18 protein-coding genes are annotated in these 16,168 nt (G+C 69.0%); 9 read left to right on the top strand and 9 right to left on the bottom strand.

Annotated elements, in window-relative coordinates; translation table 11 throughout:
• Positions 1 to 220: 220 nt before the first annotated feature.
• From ACTF4R_RS08460 to ACTF4R_RS08450, 3 genes are all read left to right on the top strand, one after another.
• Positions 221 to 379, top strand: a complete 159-nt coding sequence (locus ACTF4R_RS08460) for a DUF7559 family protein (protein ID WP_440007396.1) — start codon at positions 221 to 223, stop codon at positions 377 to 379.
• Positions 376 to 792 carry an Hsp20/alpha crystallin family protein gene (locus tag ACTF4R_RS08455; protein ID WP_440007395.1) on the top strand — a complete coding sequence of 139 codons (417 nt, stop codon included), beginning with the start codon at positions 376 to 378 and terminating at the stop codon, positions 790 to 792. Before ACTF4R_RS08460 ends, ACTF4R_RS08455 begins: the two co-directional genes overlap by 4 nt.
• A gap of 121 nt (positions 793 to 913) precedes the next feature.
• On the top strand, positions 914 to 3,049 hold the full coding sequence (locus ACTF4R_RS08450; protein WP_440007394.1) for a beta-glucosidase: 2,136 nt from the start codon (positions 914 to 916) through the stop codon (positions 3,047 to 3,049).
• 57 nt (positions 3,050 to 3,106) lie between these two features.
• Here the strand turns inward: ACTF4R_RS08450 and ACTF4R_RS08445 are convergent, their stop codons facing one another.
• The 3 genes from ACTF4R_RS08445 to ACTF4R_RS08435 all read right to left on the bottom strand — a co-directional run bounded on the left by ACTF4R_RS08445 (position 3,107) and on the right by ACTF4R_RS08435 (position 5,890).
• Positions 3,107 to 4,210, bottom strand: a complete 1,104-nt coding sequence (locus ACTF4R_RS08445) for an NAD(P)/FAD-dependent oxidoreductase (protein WP_440007393.1) — start codon at positions 4,208 to 4,210, stop codon at positions 3,107 to 3,109.
• Complete coding sequence (locus ACTF4R_RS08440; protein ID WP_440007392.1) at positions 4,207 to 4,971, bottom strand: creatininase family protein; 765 nt, start codon at positions 4,969 to 4,971, stop codon at positions 4,207 to 4,209. Before ACTF4R_RS08440 ends, ACTF4R_RS08445 begins: the two co-directional genes overlap by 4 nt.
• Positions 4,972 to 5,107: 136 nt before the next feature.
• Positions 5,108 to 5,890 (bottom strand): DUF7388 family protein, encoded by a 783-nt coding sequence (locus ACTF4R_RS08435; protein WP_440007391.1) that lies wholly within the window; start codon positions 5,888 to 5,890, stop codon positions 5,108 to 5,110.
• A gap of 304 nt (positions 5,891 to 6,194) precedes the next feature.
• Between ACTF4R_RS08435 and ACTF4R_RS08430 the strand changes: the two genes are divergently transcribed.
• On the top strand, positions 6,195 to 6,965 hold the full coding sequence (locus ACTF4R_RS08430; protein WP_440007390.1) for a DNA-directed RNA polymerase subunit epsilon: 771 nt from the start codon (positions 6,195 to 6,197) through the stop codon (positions 6,963 to 6,965).
• A 215-nt stretch (positions 6,966 to 7,180) separates the two neighbouring features.
• Here ACTF4R_RS08430 and ACTF4R_RS08425 read toward each other — a convergent pair whose 3' ends face one another.
• Complete coding sequence (locus tag ACTF4R_RS08425) at positions 7,181 to 8,002, bottom strand: TrmB family transcriptional regulator (protein ID WP_440007389.1); 822 nt, start codon at positions 8,000 to 8,002, stop codon at positions 7,181 to 7,183.
• A gap of 254 nt (positions 8,003 to 8,256) precedes the next feature.
• Positions 8,257 to 8,565 (bottom strand): DUF7344 domain-containing protein, encoded by a 309-nt coding sequence (locus ACTF4R_RS08420; RefSeq protein WP_440007388.1) that lies wholly within the window; start codon positions 8,563 to 8,565, stop codon positions 8,257 to 8,259.
• A gap of 361 nt (positions 8,566 to 8,926) precedes the next feature.
• On the opposite strand from ACTF4R_RS08420, the gene ACTF4R_RS08415 reads away from it, so the two are divergent.
• Together ACTF4R_RS08415 and ACTF4R_RS08410 are read left to right on the top strand one after the other, a co-directional pair.
• On the top strand, positions 8,927 to 9,721 hold the full coding sequence (locus tag ACTF4R_RS08415) for a TrmB family transcriptional regulator (protein ID WP_440007387.1): 795 nt from the start codon (positions 8,927 to 8,929) through the stop codon (positions 9,719 to 9,721).
• A 71-nt stretch (positions 9,722 to 9,792) separates the two neighbouring features.
• Complete coding sequence (locus tag ACTF4R_RS08410; protein WP_440007386.1) at positions 9,793 to 10,107, top strand: DdfA family disk-determining factor; 315 nt, start codon at positions 9,793 to 9,795, stop codon at positions 10,105 to 10,107.
• 68 nt (positions 10,108 to 10,175) lie between these two features.
• Here ACTF4R_RS08410 and ACTF4R_RS08405 read toward each other — a convergent pair whose 3' ends face one another.
• From ACTF4R_RS08405 to ACTF4R_RS08390, 4 genes are all read right to left on the bottom strand, one after another.
• Positions 10,176 to 10,514, bottom strand: coding sequence for a DUF7344 domain-containing protein (locus ACTF4R_RS08405; protein WP_440007385.1), 339 nt, complete (start codon positions 10,512 to 10,514; stop codon positions 10,176 to 10,178).
• A gap of 251 nt (positions 10,515 to 10,765) precedes the next feature.
• The gene (locus tag ACTF4R_RS08400; protein ID WP_440007384.1) at positions 10,766 to 11,170 is read right to left on the bottom strand and encodes a hypothetical protein; all 405 of its coding nucleotides are present in this window, start codon (positions 11,168 to 11,170) and stop codon (positions 10,766 to 10,768) included.
• Between the two features lie 112 nt (positions 11,171 to 11,282).
• Entirely contained in the window at positions 11,283 to 12,179 is an 897-nt protein-coding gene (locus tag ACTF4R_RS08395; protein ID WP_440007383.1) for a 1,4-dihydroxy-2-naphthoyl-CoA synthase, read from the bottom strand.
• 98 nt (positions 12,180 to 12,277) lie between these two features.
• The gene (locus ACTF4R_RS08390) at positions 12,278 to 13,351 is read right to left on the bottom strand and encodes a tubulin/FtsZ family protein (RefSeq protein WP_440007382.1); all 1,074 of its coding nucleotides are present in this window, start codon (positions 13,349 to 13,351) and stop codon (positions 12,278 to 12,280) included.
• A 208-nt stretch (positions 13,352 to 13,559) separates the two neighbouring features.
• Between ACTF4R_RS08390 and ACTF4R_RS08385 the strand changes: the two genes are divergently transcribed.
• The 3 genes from ACTF4R_RS08385 (at position 13,560) to ACTF4R_RS08375 (ending at position 16,071) form a co-directional block, all read left to right on the top strand.
• Positions 13,560 to 13,994 carry a DUF7310 family coiled-coil domain-containing protein gene (locus ACTF4R_RS08385; protein ID WP_440007381.1) on the top strand — a complete coding sequence of 145 codons (435 nt, stop codon included), beginning with the start codon at positions 13,560 to 13,562 and terminating at the stop codon, positions 13,992 to 13,994.
• Positions 13,991 to 14,497 carry a DUF7311 family protein gene (locus ACTF4R_RS08380; protein ID WP_440007380.1) on the top strand — a complete coding sequence of 169 codons (507 nt, stop codon included), beginning with the start codon at positions 13,991 to 13,993 and terminating at the stop codon, positions 14,495 to 14,497. The genes ACTF4R_RS08385 and ACTF4R_RS08380 overlap by 4 nt, the downstream gene beginning before the upstream one ends.
• A 158-nt stretch (positions 14,498 to 14,655) precedes the next feature.
• Positions 14,656 to 16,071 carry an arylsulfotransferase family protein gene (locus tag ACTF4R_RS08375; RefSeq protein WP_440007379.1) on the top strand — a complete coding sequence of 472 codons (1,416 nt, stop codon included), beginning with the start codon at positions 14,656 to 14,658 and terminating at the stop codon, positions 16,069 to 16,071.
• Positions 16,072 to 16,168: the final 97 nt, after the last annotated feature.

The raw sequence follows: 16,168 nt of genomic DNA, 5'->3' as shown, positions 1-16,168 counted from the left end.
CCCGAAACGAGTTCTGTCGTACCCGTTACGTTGCGTCGGTCGCCCCGAGAGACTGAAAGCGACCGGTCACCGACTCGCCCGTCGGGCGTCGGGAAGCGGCGACCACCCGACACTGCCGGCACCGCCGGCGACTACCGGCCGTCGCTACGCGAATCGGAGAGACGCACGACGACGGCCGGAGTCCCCGCGTTTATTAATCGTCCGCGCCGTACTTTCGAGCATGCCCGCGACGCTCGAAGTTCGATGTACGGACGACGACTGCGAGATGGACATGTTCGAGATGCACTACACGTACGACATGCCGGACGACGTGGGCGTGACCGACTTCCAGTGTCCCTACTGCGGCGGGACCGACTGCCTCGAAGAGATCGAACTATGACGCTGCGCGAACTCGGCCGTTCGGTCGGCAACGCCGTCTTCCAGCGCGTCGGCCGTGCCGCGAGCAAGGTCCAGGAGACCCGCCCGCTCCCTGCGGACCTGCTCGAGAGCGACGACGCGTACCTCGTCGTCTTCGACGCCCCCGGCGCGACCGGCAGCGACGTCCAGGTCCGGTTCGCCGACGGCGCGGTCCTGGTCCGACTCGACCGGTTCCGGGAGTTCCACGAGGGCTTCGGGATGGTGTTCCCCGGTCGCGGGATGTCGCTCGACGGTCGCGTCGAACTGCCTCCCGACGCCGAGGTGGACGCGAACGCCGCGTCCGCGACGCTGACCGACTCCGGAACGCTGGAGGTCCGCGTGCCGAAGCAGGAACGGACGACCGGGGACTCTCAGTCCGAGTCGGTCGAGACGTAGACGACGTCCGTCACCGTTTCCGGCCGTGAGTCCCGAGTCGACGCGACGGATCGCCGAGCTATCGTCCGCCATCCTTTGCTCCTACGCCAACACCTAACGGTCAGCCGCCGGTCCGTTCGGTATGGCCGAGACGAGCGAGCGAGTCGAGCGACTGGTGGACGAACTCACCCGCGAGGAGAAGCTCCGACTGGTCCGGGGTACCACCGACCCGGCGGGGACGGCGACGGGCTACCTGCCCGGCGTCGACCGCCTCGACGTACCCGAGTTCCGGCTGGTCGACGGACCCCTGGGCGTGCGCGCCGAGGACGAGCGCGCCACGGCGTTCCCCACCGCACTGGCGCTGGCGGCGACGTTCGACCCCGACCTCGCTCGCGAGCAGGGCGCGGCCATCGCCCGTGAGGCGAAGGCCCACGACCAGGACGCGCTACTCGCGCCGGGCACAAACATCGTCCGGGTGCCGCACTGCGGCCGCAACTTCGAGTACTACTCCGAGGACCCCCGGCTGGCGGCCGACCTCACCGCGGGCGTCGTCGAGGGGATTCAGGACGAGGACGTGGTCGCCACCGTGAAACACTACGTCGCCAACAACCAGGAGCAAAACCGCACCGAAGTCAGCGCCGAGGTGGACGAGCGGACGCTCCGCGAACTCTACCTCCCGGCGTTCCGCGCGGCGGTCGAGGCGGGCGTCGGGTCGGTGATGACCGCCTACAACCGGGTGAACGGCACCCACATGAGCGACCACCGCCGGCTGGTCGCCGACGTGCTCAAAGACGAGTGGGGGTTCGAGGGGTACGTCGTCTCGGACTGGTACGGGGTCGAGAGCACCGTCGGCGCCGCCACCGCCGGGCTCGACGTCGAGATGCCCGGCGTCTCCGTGACCGACAGCCGGGACGCGCCGGACGAGGCGGACGAGTCGTCGAGCGAGACGGACGTCGACCTGGGCTCCATCGACGGCGTTCCGGACCCGACGGAGGCGGGGTTCTTCGGCGAGCCGCTGGCCGAGGCCATCGACGAGGGAGCGGTCCCCGCCGAGCGCCTCGACGACATGGTGGCCCGCGTCCTCGGCCAGATGGAGCGAATCGGGCTGTTCGACGGCGACCGCGGCGACGGAGCCCTCGACACGCCCGCGCACCGCGACCTCGCCCACCGCATCGCCGCCCGCGGGACGGTCCTGCTGGAGAACGACGGCGTCCTCCCGCTCGACGACGCGACCGACGTCGCGCTCGTCGGGCCGAACGTCCACGAGGCGACCCTGGGCGGCGGCGGTTCGTCGGAGACGACGCCGTTCCACTCGGTCAGTCCCCGGGAGGGAATCACCTCCCGCGCCGAGGGCGAGGTGGCCGTCGCCCGCGGCGTCCCCGAGATCGAGGACGTCTCGCTGTTCGACCTCCTGCCCTTCGTCGGCGACGACGCCGGCGAGGAGAGCGACGACGCAGGCCCCGACCCGGACCCCTCGAAAGACGAGGCGGTCGCGGCCGCCGAAGCGGCCGACGTCGCCGTGGTCGTCGTGCGCGACGCCACCACCGAGGCCCGGGACGGCGACGACCTCCGGCTCCCCGGCCGGCAGGACGAACTGGTCGAGGCGGTCGCCGACGCGGCCGACCGCACGGTCGTCGTCGTCAACTCCGGCGGGCCGGTAGAACTGCCCTGGCGCGACGACGTCGCGGCCCTGCTCGCGGCCTGGTACCCCGGACAGGCTCACGGCGCCGCGCTCGCCGACGTGCTGTACGGCGACCGCGACCCCGGCGGACGCCTCCCGGTCACCTTCGCCCCCGAGGACGCCTATCCCGCGACCGACGAGAGCCAGTATCCCGGCGTCGACGGAGTGGCCGACTACTCGGAGGGGCCGTTCGTCGGCTACCGCCACTTCGACGCCGCGGACGCCGAGCCGACGTACCCGTTCGGCCACGGGCGCTCGTACGCCGACTTCCGGTACGGAGCGGCCGAGGCGGACGGTGACGCGGTCCGGGTCACCGTCGAGAACCGCGCCGAGCGACCCGGCCGCGAAGTGGTACAGGCGTACGTCCGGCCGCCGGCCGCACCGGACGGCGTCGAGCGACCGGTCCGGGAACTCGCCGGCGCCGCCGCCGTCGAACTGGACGGTGGCGAAACCAGCACCGTGGAAGTCGACCTCGACGACCTGGCGTTCGCCCGGTACGACCCGGACGACGGGTGGGTCACGGACTCCGGGGCGTACGCTATCGAGGTGGGACGGTCCTCGCGGGACGTCCGGACGACGGTCCGCGTGGACCGGTAGGCGGCGCGGTCCGGTGGGACCCGCGGCGCGGTCGGGAGACGTCCGCGCCGGGCCGGGTCACTCGACCGCCATCCCTTCCACGACGTCGAACTCCTCGTCGCCGTCGAAGCGGGTCGGGTCGAACGCCGGAATCCCACCGTCGCCGAGCACGTCCGCGGCGATAGCCTCGCCGAGCGCCGGTGCGCGCATGAACCCGTGGCCCTGCCAGCCCGCGGCGACGTAGAGGCCGTCGCGGAGTTCGCCGAGCAGGGGGTCGCGGTCGGGCGTCGCCGTGCAGAGGCCAGCCCAGGCGCGGTTCACGTCGGGGTCGACGTCGAATCGCTCGCGGAGTCGCTCGACCGTCGCCTCGCGGAACGCCGCGTCGCCGTCGCGGTTCCAGTCGTCGGGGTCGCTCTCGACCTCTTCCGTCCCGTCGCCGGCCAGCAACCCCTCCGGGTGCGGCCGGCAGTAGTAGCCTGCGGTCGCGTCGTACAGCATCGGCGCGTCGGCGTCGAACTCGCAGGTGAGCGCCTGCACGCGGTACGGCTTCAGGGCGACGGGAATCCCGGCGTCGGCGAGTATACGCTTCGTGTGCGCGCCGGCCGCCACGACGACCGCGTCGAACGCGAGCGTCTCGCCGTCGGCCCGGACGCGAGGCGGGCCGGTTCGCACGGCGGCCTCGACGCCCGTCCGCACGTCCGCCCCGGCGTCGCGGGCCGCGTCGGCCATCGCGGTCGCGTACCGCCCGGGGTCGGTCCGACCGGCGTTGCGCGCGATAGCGGCGACGCCCACGTCCTCGACGGCGACGGCGGGATAGCGCTCGGCCATGTCGGCGGGGTCGAGGAAGGCGACGTCGCGCCCCTCGTCTCGCATCCGCGGGACCTGCTCCCGGATGGCGTCGGCGCGGCGCTCGTCGCCCTCGCGGGCGAACCAGACGTACGGCGTCTCGACGAAGGCGAAGTCGCCGGTGCCCGAGAACGCGCGGAAGCGCTCGATGGCCCGGTCGCCGATGCGGGCGTCCTCCGGCGCGGCGAAGGCGTCGTACAGCACGCCGGCGGCGCGGCCCGTACTCGCGCCGCCGACCTCCCCTTTCTCGAACAGCGTCACGTCGACGTCGCGGGCGGCGAGGTCGCGGGCCGCCGTCACGCCGACCGCGCCGCCGCCGACGACGGCGACCCTCATCGGTGCTCCGCCGGCCACAGCGCCGACGCGTCCCGCTCGGTCAGCCAGTCGACCAGCGCGGTCAGTTCCTCGCTCGCCCGGTCGAGCAGTTTCTCGCCGGCCTCGCGGGAGGCGTCCGTGGGCGTGCCGACCGCGCCGCTGTCCGAGAAGTCGGCGGTGTCGAAGCCGACGTTCGCGCCGTGGACCGTCCGCCCCCACGAGTCGCTCGCGCCCGCCTCGGCCTCCGCCAGGGCCGCCTCCCGGACGAGGTCCTCGGCGACCGCCAGCACCATGCTCGACTCCACCGCGTCGGCGTGTTCCAGCGCGGTGTCGAACTCCGCTTCGACGAGGTCGTCCAGCCCCGCCCACCAGTTCCACGGCGCGGCGAACGCGACCTCCTCCCGGCGCAGTTCGCGGGCCGCCCGCCGGAGCGCCTCGTCGTTGCCGCCGTGGCCGTTGACGACGACGGCCTTGCGGACGCCGTGGCTGGCGACGCTCGCCACGACGTCGCGGACGTACGCCTCGAACGTCTCCGGGTCGGTCCACAGCGTCCCGTCGAACTGTCGGTGGTGTTCGCTCACCCCGACCGGAATCGTCGGCAGGACGACGCAGTCGTCGCGGTCCGCGGCGGTGCGTGCGACGGCCTCCGCAGCCAGGAAGTCGGTCCCGAGCGGGAGCGCCGGCCCGTGCTGTTCGACGCTCCCCGTCGGCAACAGCGCGACCTCGACGTCGGCGAACGCGTCGCTCGCCGTCGCGGTCGTGTGTTCGTGGAGCAGTGACATACGGGAGCGGTCGGAGCGCCGGTACTTAGAACTGCGGTTCGGCCCGCTCGCCGGGCGAACGCCAGGCGGCGTCGAACGCGAGGCGCGGGTCGGTCGAGCAAAGACTCGCCGGTCAGTCGAGAAACGACGTCCCGCGTTAGCCGAGGAACGACTCGATGCCGCGTGCGGGGTAGCCGACGACGAGGTCCGCACCGGCCGCCTTCAGGTCGCCGACCGTCTCGCCGACCTCCTCGGGGGTGCCGACCAGCGCGAAGTCGTCGCTCGCGGCGAGCAGCACCTCGCGGGCGCGACCCGTCGCGCTCGCGTCGGTCGCCGCGCCCTCGGGGAGCGCCGACGCGACGGCGTTGCGCCGGGCGACGTACCCGCCGACTGCGTCGAGGACGGCGTCCTCGTCGTCGGTCAGCACCGTGGGCGCGTACACCGCGACGGTGCCGTCGAAGCCCGCGGCCCGGAGCCCGCGCAGGTCCCGCGTCGTCGACCTGGTGAGCAGTTCGAACTGCGTCGCGCCGGTCGCCATGGCGACGCGTTCGACGCTCTCGGTGCCGACCCAGGCGTCGGGCGCGTCGGCGAGCGCCGCCCCGAGGCGCGGCGCGACCGTTCGCTTCCGCTCGCGGTCGGTCAGGTACGCGGGGTGTCCCGCGACGAGCACCCGGCCGACGGACGCGGGCAGGCCGTCGAGGACGGCGTCGTCCCCAAGGGGGTCGAACCCGTCCGCGCGGACGGGAATCGTCAACCGGACGTCCATCTCCGCGGCCAGCGTCTCCAGCGTGGCCTCGTCGGGGAGATGCTCGCGGCCTTCGTAGTCGATAGTGATAGCGTCGAGCGGTAGCTCCGTCGCCCGACGGACGTCGCACTCTGCGGGCTTCAGCGCCGCGGCGTCGAGCCCCGTGCGTGCGACGGCGTCGCCACTGGTCAGCATCGGCACACACCTCGCATAATCAGAACTAGTCGTCTACGATTCGTGCGGAACGCGATCCATCGTCTGTGCGACCATGCACGCTTGGGTAGCCCGGGCCGCGTCAAAAGGCTGTCGGCACTGGCAACAGTTCTGTGGGAGCGTTCGGACGCCGCCGGGACGGGGCGTCGGCGCTTTAAGTGCTTCCCGCGACAAGGGATAGATACGAGGAGGTTTTTCGGACCGCGGAACGCGTCTCCGCGCTTTCCTGTCACCGTTCTTTCGCGAGACGCATCTTTCAACTGTCCGGGGCGAGTACCGGGGGACGATGACTGCCGGCTCCGATCCCCGTTTCGAGAGCGACGGGCCGCGTCCGGACGACCGCGGAGCGTCCGACCGCCCGCTCAGCCAGCGACCCGGCGACAGCGCTGTCAGCCGCGCCGACCTCCAGCGCGACGAGACGGTGCGACGCTGGGGACCGGTCACGCCGAGCGCGACCCTCATCGGGCGGGCCAGTTCGCCCGACGCGGACCTCTCCGAGGACGTCCGGCGACTGCACGAGGAACGCCACTCGGCGATGGCCGGCCACAGCAAGCGCGTCCACCGCCTCGACAAGGTGCGAATCAGCCACGCGCTCTGCAACGACCTGTCGCTGACGCCGTGGCAGCGCGACTGCGTCATCGGCATCATGGCGGACCTCGACCTGACCGCCTTCGGCAGCCAGCGCGCCATCCCGACCGTCGCGCTCGTCGTCATCCGCCACGTCGTCGACCGCGAGCGCGAGCACTACCTCGGACTGCACGACCAGGAGTGGATAGGCGAACTGCCTCCCGAGCGCCTGACGGAACTCTACGACCAGTTCCACTCCATCACGGACGACGACCGGTTCACCGAACTCGCGGAGAAACACGGCCTCGACGTGACGAGTCTCAACCGACTCCGGCGCACGCTCAAAGAGCAGGTCGACGAACAGGGCATCGAAGACGCCGTCTACGGCCGAAACCCCCACCGGGACCCGAACCTGCCGAGCCTCGGCGAGCGGTCGGACGGGCCCGAAGACGCGGACGGACGACCCGCTGGCGAGAACGTGGACGGCTGAGAACGAAGACTTCCTCGTATCTATCCCTTGTCGCGGGAAGCACTTAAAGCGCTGACGCCCCGTCCCGGCGGACCACTGCGAGCAGGGGTCGCTCTCCGGGGCCGGACGACCGAACCGGAGACGGCTCCGTGCAGCGGGCAGGGTCGCTTCCGCGCGGCGACCGTGAGCCACCCGGAAGGTTCCGCGGCGGTTCGCTCGAACGGAGGCACGGGCACTCAGGTGCCGGGGTCCTCGCTCGCCAGGAGGCCGGTCGCCATCAGTCGCCGCACGATGACCACCAGGCCGTTGCTGAACCCGCGGCCGAACACTGCCTGCTCTTTCCCGCTGATCGGGTCGATGGAACTCACGAAGATAGTCTCGCGGTCGACCATGAGCAGTCGGCCGATCGCCGTGTCTTCGTCTCTGGCGGAGCCCCCGTAGCCGTCGTTGTGGGCTCCGAGCCAGTCGAGTTCCGAGAGGAACACCTTGGCCTCGAGTCGCCGATCGATCTCCTCTCGCACCGAGTCGACGAGCGTACCGACGATGAGCGAGACGCCCCTGTCGGCCGCGTCGTCGAGACTCTCGTAGAGGTCCTCGGAGAGGACCGCATCGGTGCCGAGGATGAGGACGACCTCGTCGTCGGCCTCTCCGATCAGCTGCTGGGTTCGATTCGCGATGGCGTCGCTCCCGGACAGCGACCAGACTTCGTGGACCGTGTCCGAGTCGTGGGTCGTCGATTTCTCCAGCCCTTCGACGGCGTCCTGGAGTTCGTCGAACCGCGATTCGTACTGTTGACGGAGCGTCGCGATGGCCTCGTCGATCGAGACGGCGCGGAAGTACTGGGGGCTCGAATGTTGCACTTCGACCAGTCCGCGCGCTTCGAGGACGCGCGTCGCATCGTAGACGCGCGTGCGAGGGACGTCGGACTGGTCGCTGATCTGTTTCGCGGTCCCCTTCGGAAGCCGGGAGAGAACCACGAAACACTTCGCTTCGTACTCCTTTAATCCAAGTTGCTGTAGCAGGTCGACAGCGTGTTCATATTGTTCGTTTGATGTCATGTGTCCCAACCACTCTCCGGGCGATTCCGGATATACACTACTCGTTCGCTCGCTGCATACAAGCCACTGACGCTCCTCGCGCACGACGAACACACCGCGCAATCACGAGAGGCGACGAACTGGAGTCTCGGCGTCGCTACGGTGCAGTACGCCGGATACGTCGTACAGAGCCAGTGGCCGTCGGAGCGCTGGTAGCAGGCGTGCTATCCGTCGAGGGCTCCTCGTTCGGTCGACGCCGTCGATCCGGAGCGTCGTCAGCCGTCGGGAACATCGCTGTCCTCGTCCCGTAGCAGTCGTAGTTGAGCTTCGAGGGCGTCGAACTGGGGACCTCTGGTGACCGTGTTCGTCTCGCGGTTCCACTCGATCACGTCGTTGTCCGCGAGCTTCGGGAGATGGCAGTGTTCGAGTTCGAGTTTGCGCGGGCCCGAATACGTCGCGTCGATGTCGAGACCGCCGTCGCCGTCCTGGGCAATGCCGGCAGCCGTTTCCCGATTCACTAGTTCGAGCAGTACGTGCCGTCGCTGACTCCTCCCGAGCAGTCGAAAAATGGTGCTGGTGTCCATCGTCGCTTCGAGAGTGAATCCGGCACTGCTTCAACATCCATCTTTTTTACCCAAGTACTCTGTTTTGATGAAGTGAGTAACAGGAGTGGAGAGCCGCTCCTCGCGTCGTACCGTGGTCAGTTCGAGAGGCCACGATGGTACGTAGTCCGACAGTTACGGTCGGGATCTTCCCTCGGAGGAGAACTGCCCGGAGTTCTGTTACTCACTTAATCACAAAAGCTTCTTGCCTACGCCAGCCCGAGATACGGATGGCACGCAACGCGGTAGTGTCCCAACCACTCGCCACTGCGTGCCAGCCCTGCCCTCCAGGGTAGGGATTTCGATACGGACGACGTCAGACAGTATTACTGGTCAGCGACCGATGCGCGATAATCCGCCCGACGACCCCGACTCCGTGGCTATCGACAACCTCGAACAGCTCGGACTGAGCACGTACGCCGCCAGAACGCTCGTCGCCCTCGTCGGCCTCGGCTCGGGCACGGCGAAGGACGTGAGCGAAGTCGCCGACGTACCGCGGACGCGCGTGTACGACTCGGTCGAGGAACTCCGCGAAAAGGGGCTCGTCGACGTCCAGCATTCGACGCCGAAGCAGTTCTGGCCGGTGTCGGCCGAGACGCTCGGGCGCGTGTTCGAACGGGAGTTCCAGCACCGGCTCTCCCGGCTCGGGGCGGCGCTCGACGCGCTCGATACCGGTCCCCGTCGGACCGAGCAGGAGGGCGTCTGGACGGTCGACGGCCACGGGGCCGTCACCAGCCGCGTCACGGAGTTCTTCGACAGCGCCGAGGACGAAATCGTCTACATGACCGTGGAAGAACTCCTCACGGACGAAATCGTCGAAACGTTGGCCAGGGCCGCCGAGCGCGGGGTCCAGATACAGCTTGCGGGAATCTCGCCGACGGTGCAGGCCCGCATCCGGGAGTCGATTCCCGGCGCCGAGATGTTCGAGTCGCTCTGGGTCTGGTCGGACACGTCGGCCGGCCGTCTCCTGATGGTCGACGGGACGAAGACGCTCGTCAGCGTTCGGCAGGAACGGTCGGAGTCCGTCCCGTCGGAGCACGCCGAGACGGCGATCTGGGGCAAGGGGGAGACGAACAGCCTCGTCGTCGTCCTCAGAGCGATTTTCACGTGGCGTCTCTCGAACACCGAAAGCGAATGAGCCTCCCCTCGCGTTGTCACTCACTTTCTCACAGAAATTTAATGTAGTAGCACATCCTCTTGAGGGTCATTGTGAGCGGGGATGGTGAGCGCCCTGGTGAGGAACCCACGGGCAGAGACGAACTACCCGACGCGAGCCCCGCCGACTACGACTGGGCAGTAACGTCGCCGGTCGCCGCCGTGACCGAACTGGTCGCGGACGCCACGGACCGAGACCCGGCGACGCTCGACCCGCTGTACGACTACGTCGACCCCGACGCGCTCAACGCGCTCGTCACGTCGTCGAACGACGACCAGGCGCCTCGCGTCCGGATTACGCTAATGTACGCCGGCTACGAGGTGACTCTCCGACGGGACGGCCACGTTCGACTGCGTGGCCAGCGATAGCACCCGCGAACGCGGACCCCGTCGTGGTCCGCGGCGGGAGCGCCACGGCTTCACGACCGGCGACCGCGTCACTCGTCGGTGTCGGGGTTTTCGATGATTTCGGCGATGGTGACCAGGGCCTCGAACTCCGGCGGAGAGTCACGGAGACGGATGACGCCGTCGGCCCTGTCGTACTCGACGAATTTGGCGTCGGTGGTCTTCGGGACGTGATTGTGTCGAAGCGAGACGTCTATCCGTTCGAGCGTCTCGTCCGGGACGTCCTCCGGCGACGAGACCTTCTCCCGGTCGGCTACCGCTTCGGTGAGTTCCGTCACCGAAACCGGCCCGTCCTGTTCCTTCAGATAGTACAGGACGTACCGTCGACGCTCTTCGCTTAGCAGATCGAAGATCGTGTCCAGCGAAACCATGACTGTGAATGGCTCCCACAGTTTATAACGACATCGTCAAATAGAGAGTAAGACAGCGGGAATAAAATCCCTGTTCTCGGCCGATAAATCGGCCCGGGCGAGTCGAGCAGCGCCCGGAAACGAGAGGAGACCTGCGGCTACGGTGGCCGAGTTCCGGAGAAGCCTCGTTCGTATCTATCCCTTGTCGCGGGAAGCACTTAAAGGACGAACGGTCGAGCGGGTGCGACCGCGGAGCGCGCCGACCGAGAGAGTCAGCGTCGTCGCCGGTGGAGGTCGTAGGCCAACGTCGCGGTTGTCAGGAGGACGCCGAGCGCGAGCACGGGGACGACGGGGTTCAGGCTCGCGCTGCACTGCGACTGCGCGGACCCCACACAGCTACCCATCGGACGGAGCCCGGCAATCAGCACGAGAAACCCGCCGACGGACGCGAGAGCGGCCCCCCGTCGCGGCCAGTCGTCCATCCGGAGGCTCCGCGCGAACTGGACGACGAGGACGCCTCCTGGGAGCGCGTACAGGCCCGGGATACCGAACGTCGCCAGACCGAACAGCGTCCAGTAGAGTGCCACGACAGCGACGAACACCACGGAGACGGTCAGCCCCACCGCTAGCGCCGCTTCCGGACCGCGCCGTTCGCCCCGTCCGACCCTTTCGCTCACGTGATTGCAGACAGTTAGCTAGAGGAAATGTTTTCCGGTGCGACAGGTGCTCCGCGGAGAGAACACCTACACGCGGCGAGCGAGGAAGGACGACCGACGCGAAAAGCCGGCCTCAGTAGTGCCAGGGGTAGTCGTCGAAGTCGGGGTCGCGGCCCTCGTTGAAGGCGTCCCGTCCCTCCTGGGCCTCGTCGGTCATGTACGCCAGCCGGGTCGCCTCGCCGGCGAACACCTGCTGGCCGACCATGCCGTCCGAATCGAGGTTGAAGGCGTACTTGAGCATCCGCATGGCGGTCGGGGACTTCGAGTTCATCTCCTCGCCCCACTCCAGCGCGACGTCCTCCAAGTCCTCGTGGGGGACCACCTCGTTGACCATGCCCATCTCCGCGGCCTCCTCGGCGGAGTAGGTCTTCCCGAGGAAGAACACCTCGCGGGCCTTCTTCTGGCCGACCTGCCGGGCGAGATAGGCGGAGCCGAACCCGCCGTCGAAGCTCCCCACGTCGGGGTCGGTCTGGAGGAACTTCGCGTGCTCCTCGCTGGCGAGGGTGAGGTCGCAGACGACGTGGAGCGAGTGGCCGCCGCCGACCGCCCACCCGGGGACGACGCAGACGACGGGCTTGGAGATGTGGCGGATGAGTCGCTGGACTTCGAGGATGTGCAGGCGGCCGCCCTCCGACGCCGTCTCGCGCTCCTCGTCCTCGTCCCGGTACTCGTACCCCGACTCGCCGCGGATGGACTGGTCGCCGCCCGCACAGAAGGCCCACCCGCCGTCCTTCGGCGAGGGGCCGTTGCCCGTCAGGAGGACGCAGCCCACGTCCGTCTGGCGCTTGGCGTGGTCGAGCGCGTCGTACAGTTCGTCGACCGTGCCCGGCCGGAAGGCGTTGCGCACCTCGGGGCGGTCGAACGCGATGCGGACGGTGCCCTGATCTTTCGCGCGGTGGTAGGTGATGTCCCGGAAGTCGACGTCGTCGACCTCCTCCCAGCGCTCTCCGTCGAAGATCTCCGATACCATGCCCGGGAGTGGCGGTGGCACGTCCAAATAGATTCCCGTCGCGGCTCCGGCGGCGACGACGTGTCGATCCGGAATCTCCGCGTCCCACGGGCGACGAACTAGAACAGGTCGTCTATCTGCTCGTTGTGGAACTGTTCGGCGGGGTCCTCGCGTTCGGCTTGCTCGCTCGCCTCCTTCGCGCGCTCCATGAACTCGTGGATGCGCTCGGAGCGTTCCGCGCCGCCGAGCAGGACGAGCGACGCGAGGCGCTCGCTGTCGAGCGGGAAGTCGCCGCCGCGCACCTGGAGGCTGCCGGTCTGCTCTTCGACCCACGTCCGGGCGCTCTCGACGCCCTTCCGCGGGATGCGGTCGGGCTGGCCGGCGACGACCAGCAGCGCCGAGTCCGCCGCGACGGCGTTCGGGAGGCTGAGGTTCGACAGCAGCGCCTGGCGGGTGTTGCTCGTGACGGTGTTGATGTTCTCGGCGCTCTCCTCGTCCGCGGGCGCGCTGGCGTATCCGAGCGCGGCGATGCCGCCGGAGCGGAGGGTGTTGATGACCTCGCTGGAGTCGACGACGCTCTCTCCGACGCCCTCGGTCGCCTCGCCGGACGCGAACAGGAGGCCGACTCGCTGAGCGATGGCCTCGTTTATCGCGTCCAGCGCCTCGCCCATGCTCTCGCCGGCCGCGTGCCAGGCGTCGTTGTCGACCAGCAGGGTGGCGTCGGCCTCGCGGACGACGGTCTTCAGCGACCGACCGGCGTTCGCCTGATACATCGCGCCTTCGCCGCGCCCGGGGAGGACGCCGAGCGCGTAGACGGGCATCTCGTGTATCTGCTGGAGTTCGTGGACGAGCACCGGCGCGCCGCCGCTGCCGGTGCCGCCGCCGAGGCCAGCGACGACGAAGACGGCCTCCGCCTCGGCGGTGATACGGCCCTCCAGCGCGCTCATCACCTGGCCGGCGTCCTCCTGCATCACTTCCGCGCCGAGTTCGTTGTCGCCGCCGACGCCGTGACCGTTCACGCGGTCCCGACCGACGAGCACCGTGTCGAGGTCCAGTTCCTGGAGGTCGGCTTCCGCGGAGTTGACGGCGACCGCACCCTGCACCGCGTCGAAGCCCATCCGGGCGTCGAACTCCACCAGCTGTTGGGTTATCTTTCCCCCCGCTTGCCCCACTCCTATCAGGACGACTTTCATAAGCGAAGCGTCTGATTGGGGGATAATCAACTTTCCGACGCGGGTGAGAAAAAACGAGGTCCCGTCGGCTGACGAGACGCCGCCGTGCAGAAGGAACCGGTGTCGCGGTACGACCGAGACGAAGTCGCCGACCGCGCACCTGGAACGATAGCCGACGTTCGCGCCGTCGGACGAACCTTTACATACCGGGGCGCGGCCAACGCCGTCGATGCCCGACTCCGACACCCTCGAAGAACGGCTGCACGCCGTCGAACGCGCGCTCGCCGATGCGGAGGAACCCCCCGACCTCGACGACACCGGCCTCGCGGCGACGACCGACGACCTGGCGGCCAGGCTCGACGACCTCGAAGCGCGCGTGGACGAACTCGACGCCGCCCTCCAGGCGGTGCGAGGCTACGTCGGCAACGTCCGCTCGGTCAACGAGGACGTCGAGCGCCGCGCCGACGCCGCGCTGGCGAAAGTCGAGGCCCTGGAGTCGTCCGACGCGGCCGCTCCGACCGCGTCGGACGCCGTCGCTCCGCCGACGAACGGGAGCGCACGAGCGGCCGGTGACGAGAACGCGTCGACGACCCGCAGCGACCCCGTCGACACCGGCGAAGACGGCGACGCTTCCCTCCTCGACCGGCTGAGGGAGACGCTGTGAGCGTCCGGACGGCGCTCGCCGTCGTGCTCGCGGTCGCCGTCTGCGGTCTCGCGGCGCCCGCCGTCGAGGACGCCCGGACGACCGGCGCCGAACGGAGCGTCGAGCGAGAACTCGGTCGACTCTCCTGGGCGATGCAAGCGGTCGAAAGCGACGACGCCGTCCCGCTGGGCCACCGGGGCGCCCGTCGGGTCGTCACGCTCACGATCCCGGCCGCGTCGCCGACCAGCGCCGGGGTCGAGTTCGTCGCGGTCGGGGGCGTCCCCGGTCGTCGGCACCCGAAGGACGCCCGCGGCGACGTGCTGGCCTACCGAGTCGCCGACGGTCGAACCCGCGTTCGGCACGTACCGTTCGACGTTCGCGTGGCGACCCGGGACGGCGACTGGCGGGTGCATTCCGACGCGAGGCCGCTGGTCGTCCGGCGGTCCGGGCGGACGAGAATAACCCTCCGTCTGGTCAGGTACCGGGGACGGCCGACGGTCCTCGTCTCGCGCGACGGACGGTGACGGTCCGGCGTCCGACGCGTGGTCCCCGGAAGTACCAGCATCGTTACGAGCGTCGAAAAGGTGGATTAGACGCCGACGCAGGTAGATTTGAGAACCTGGCGAGTGGATTTGACGACGATGAGAGTGGATTTATTGTCTCCGCTGAGAGATGGCCGGTAATGGTCCCCCGAAAGCGTCTTCGTGTCGCGTTTGGCGTTCTGCTGGTGCTCTGTGTCGGCGTGCTCGCGTCGGGATACGCCGGGCAGGTAACCGGTTCCGGAGCCGTCGCCGACCCCGGAACGACGAACGGCCCCCACGGCATCGCGGACGTTCCCGCCGACGAGATAACGGTCGTCACCGACCACAAGAGTCCGACCGTCGGAGCGAAGCTCGTCGCCGTCGGCCCCGACAAGGACGTGCTGTACTACAACGCCACGCTCGACTACTACTCCGACGTCGACCCGTCGCCCGCCGGGAAGTACACGGTCACGTACGTCGGCTCCGAGACCGTCCCCAAGCAGCAGTGCGACGGCGTGACCAGTTGCCGCCGGATGGTCATCGAGCGCCTGAACATGTCCACCGACGAGGTCGACCGACTGTACAGTCGCGTCGTCCCGACCTACTCCGGGTTCCGAATCCCGTACACGAACCGCTGGCACGACGTGGACCGCATCAACGACACCCACTTCGCGGTCGCCGACATCGAGCGCGACCGGGTGTTCGTCGTCAACACCTCCAGCGAGATAATCACCTGGGAGTGGCAGGCCCTCGCACACTACTCGCACGACAGCGGCGGTCCCTTCCCGAACGACTTCACTCACCTCAACGACGTGGAGGTGCTGCCGGACGACCGCATCATGGTCAGCATCCGCAACCAGGACGAGGTCGTGTTCATCAACCGGACGACCGGGGTGAACGAGAGCTGGACGCTCGGCGAGGAGGACAACCACAGCGTCCTGTTCGGCCAGCACAACCCCGACTACATCCCGGCGTCCCAGGGCGGTCCCGCCGTCATCGTCGCCGACTCACACAACGACCGCGTCGTCGAGTTCCAGCGCGTCGACGGGTCGTGGAAACAGAGCTGGGAGTGGAAGGACGCCCGGATGCAGTGGACCCGCGACGCAGACCGCCTGCCGAACGGCAACACGCTCGTCACCGACACGCACGGCAACCGCGTGGTCGAGATAAACGAGGACGGCGAGAAGGTGTGGAGCGCGCAGTTCAACTTCCCGTACGACGCCGAACGCCTCGGGACGGGCGACGAGAGCGCTGGCGGCCCGAGCGCACAGCGCGCCGACCTCGCCGGGAAGGCGAGCATCGACGGCGAGGCGAAGGACGCGGAGAGCAGGGCGAAGACCGGCGACGGCGGCCTGGCCTCCCTGCCGAAGAAGACGCTGACCGCCGTCGAGGACGCGATACCGCCGAAACTGTTGAACGCAGCGCTCTACCTCACGCCGGGCTGGTTCCACGTACTCGAAGTGTTCGCGCTCATCGGCATCCTCCTCGTCGGTCCGACGTGGAGTCTCGCGGAGGCGTACTGGCGCGGATACCGCCTCCAGCTCCCGGTCTACCGGGTCGCGAGCGACGAGAACTGACGCCGACGGGCGTTCGTCCCGGGACGAACTACTCGCCTCGGCCAACATTTCCGCCGGACGGTCGTAGGTTTTAGGGGCTGGCTCGTCGTTCTCACAG

The sequence above is a fragment of the Halomicrococcus pelagicus genome (assembly GCF_051917725.1).
Taxonomy (GTDB): domain Archaea; phylum Halobacteriota; class Halobacteria; order Halobacteriales; family Haladaptataceae; genus Halomicrococcus.
Note: the sequence above shows the minus strand (reverse complement) of the source record. Positions and strands in the feature narration are given on the sequence as shown.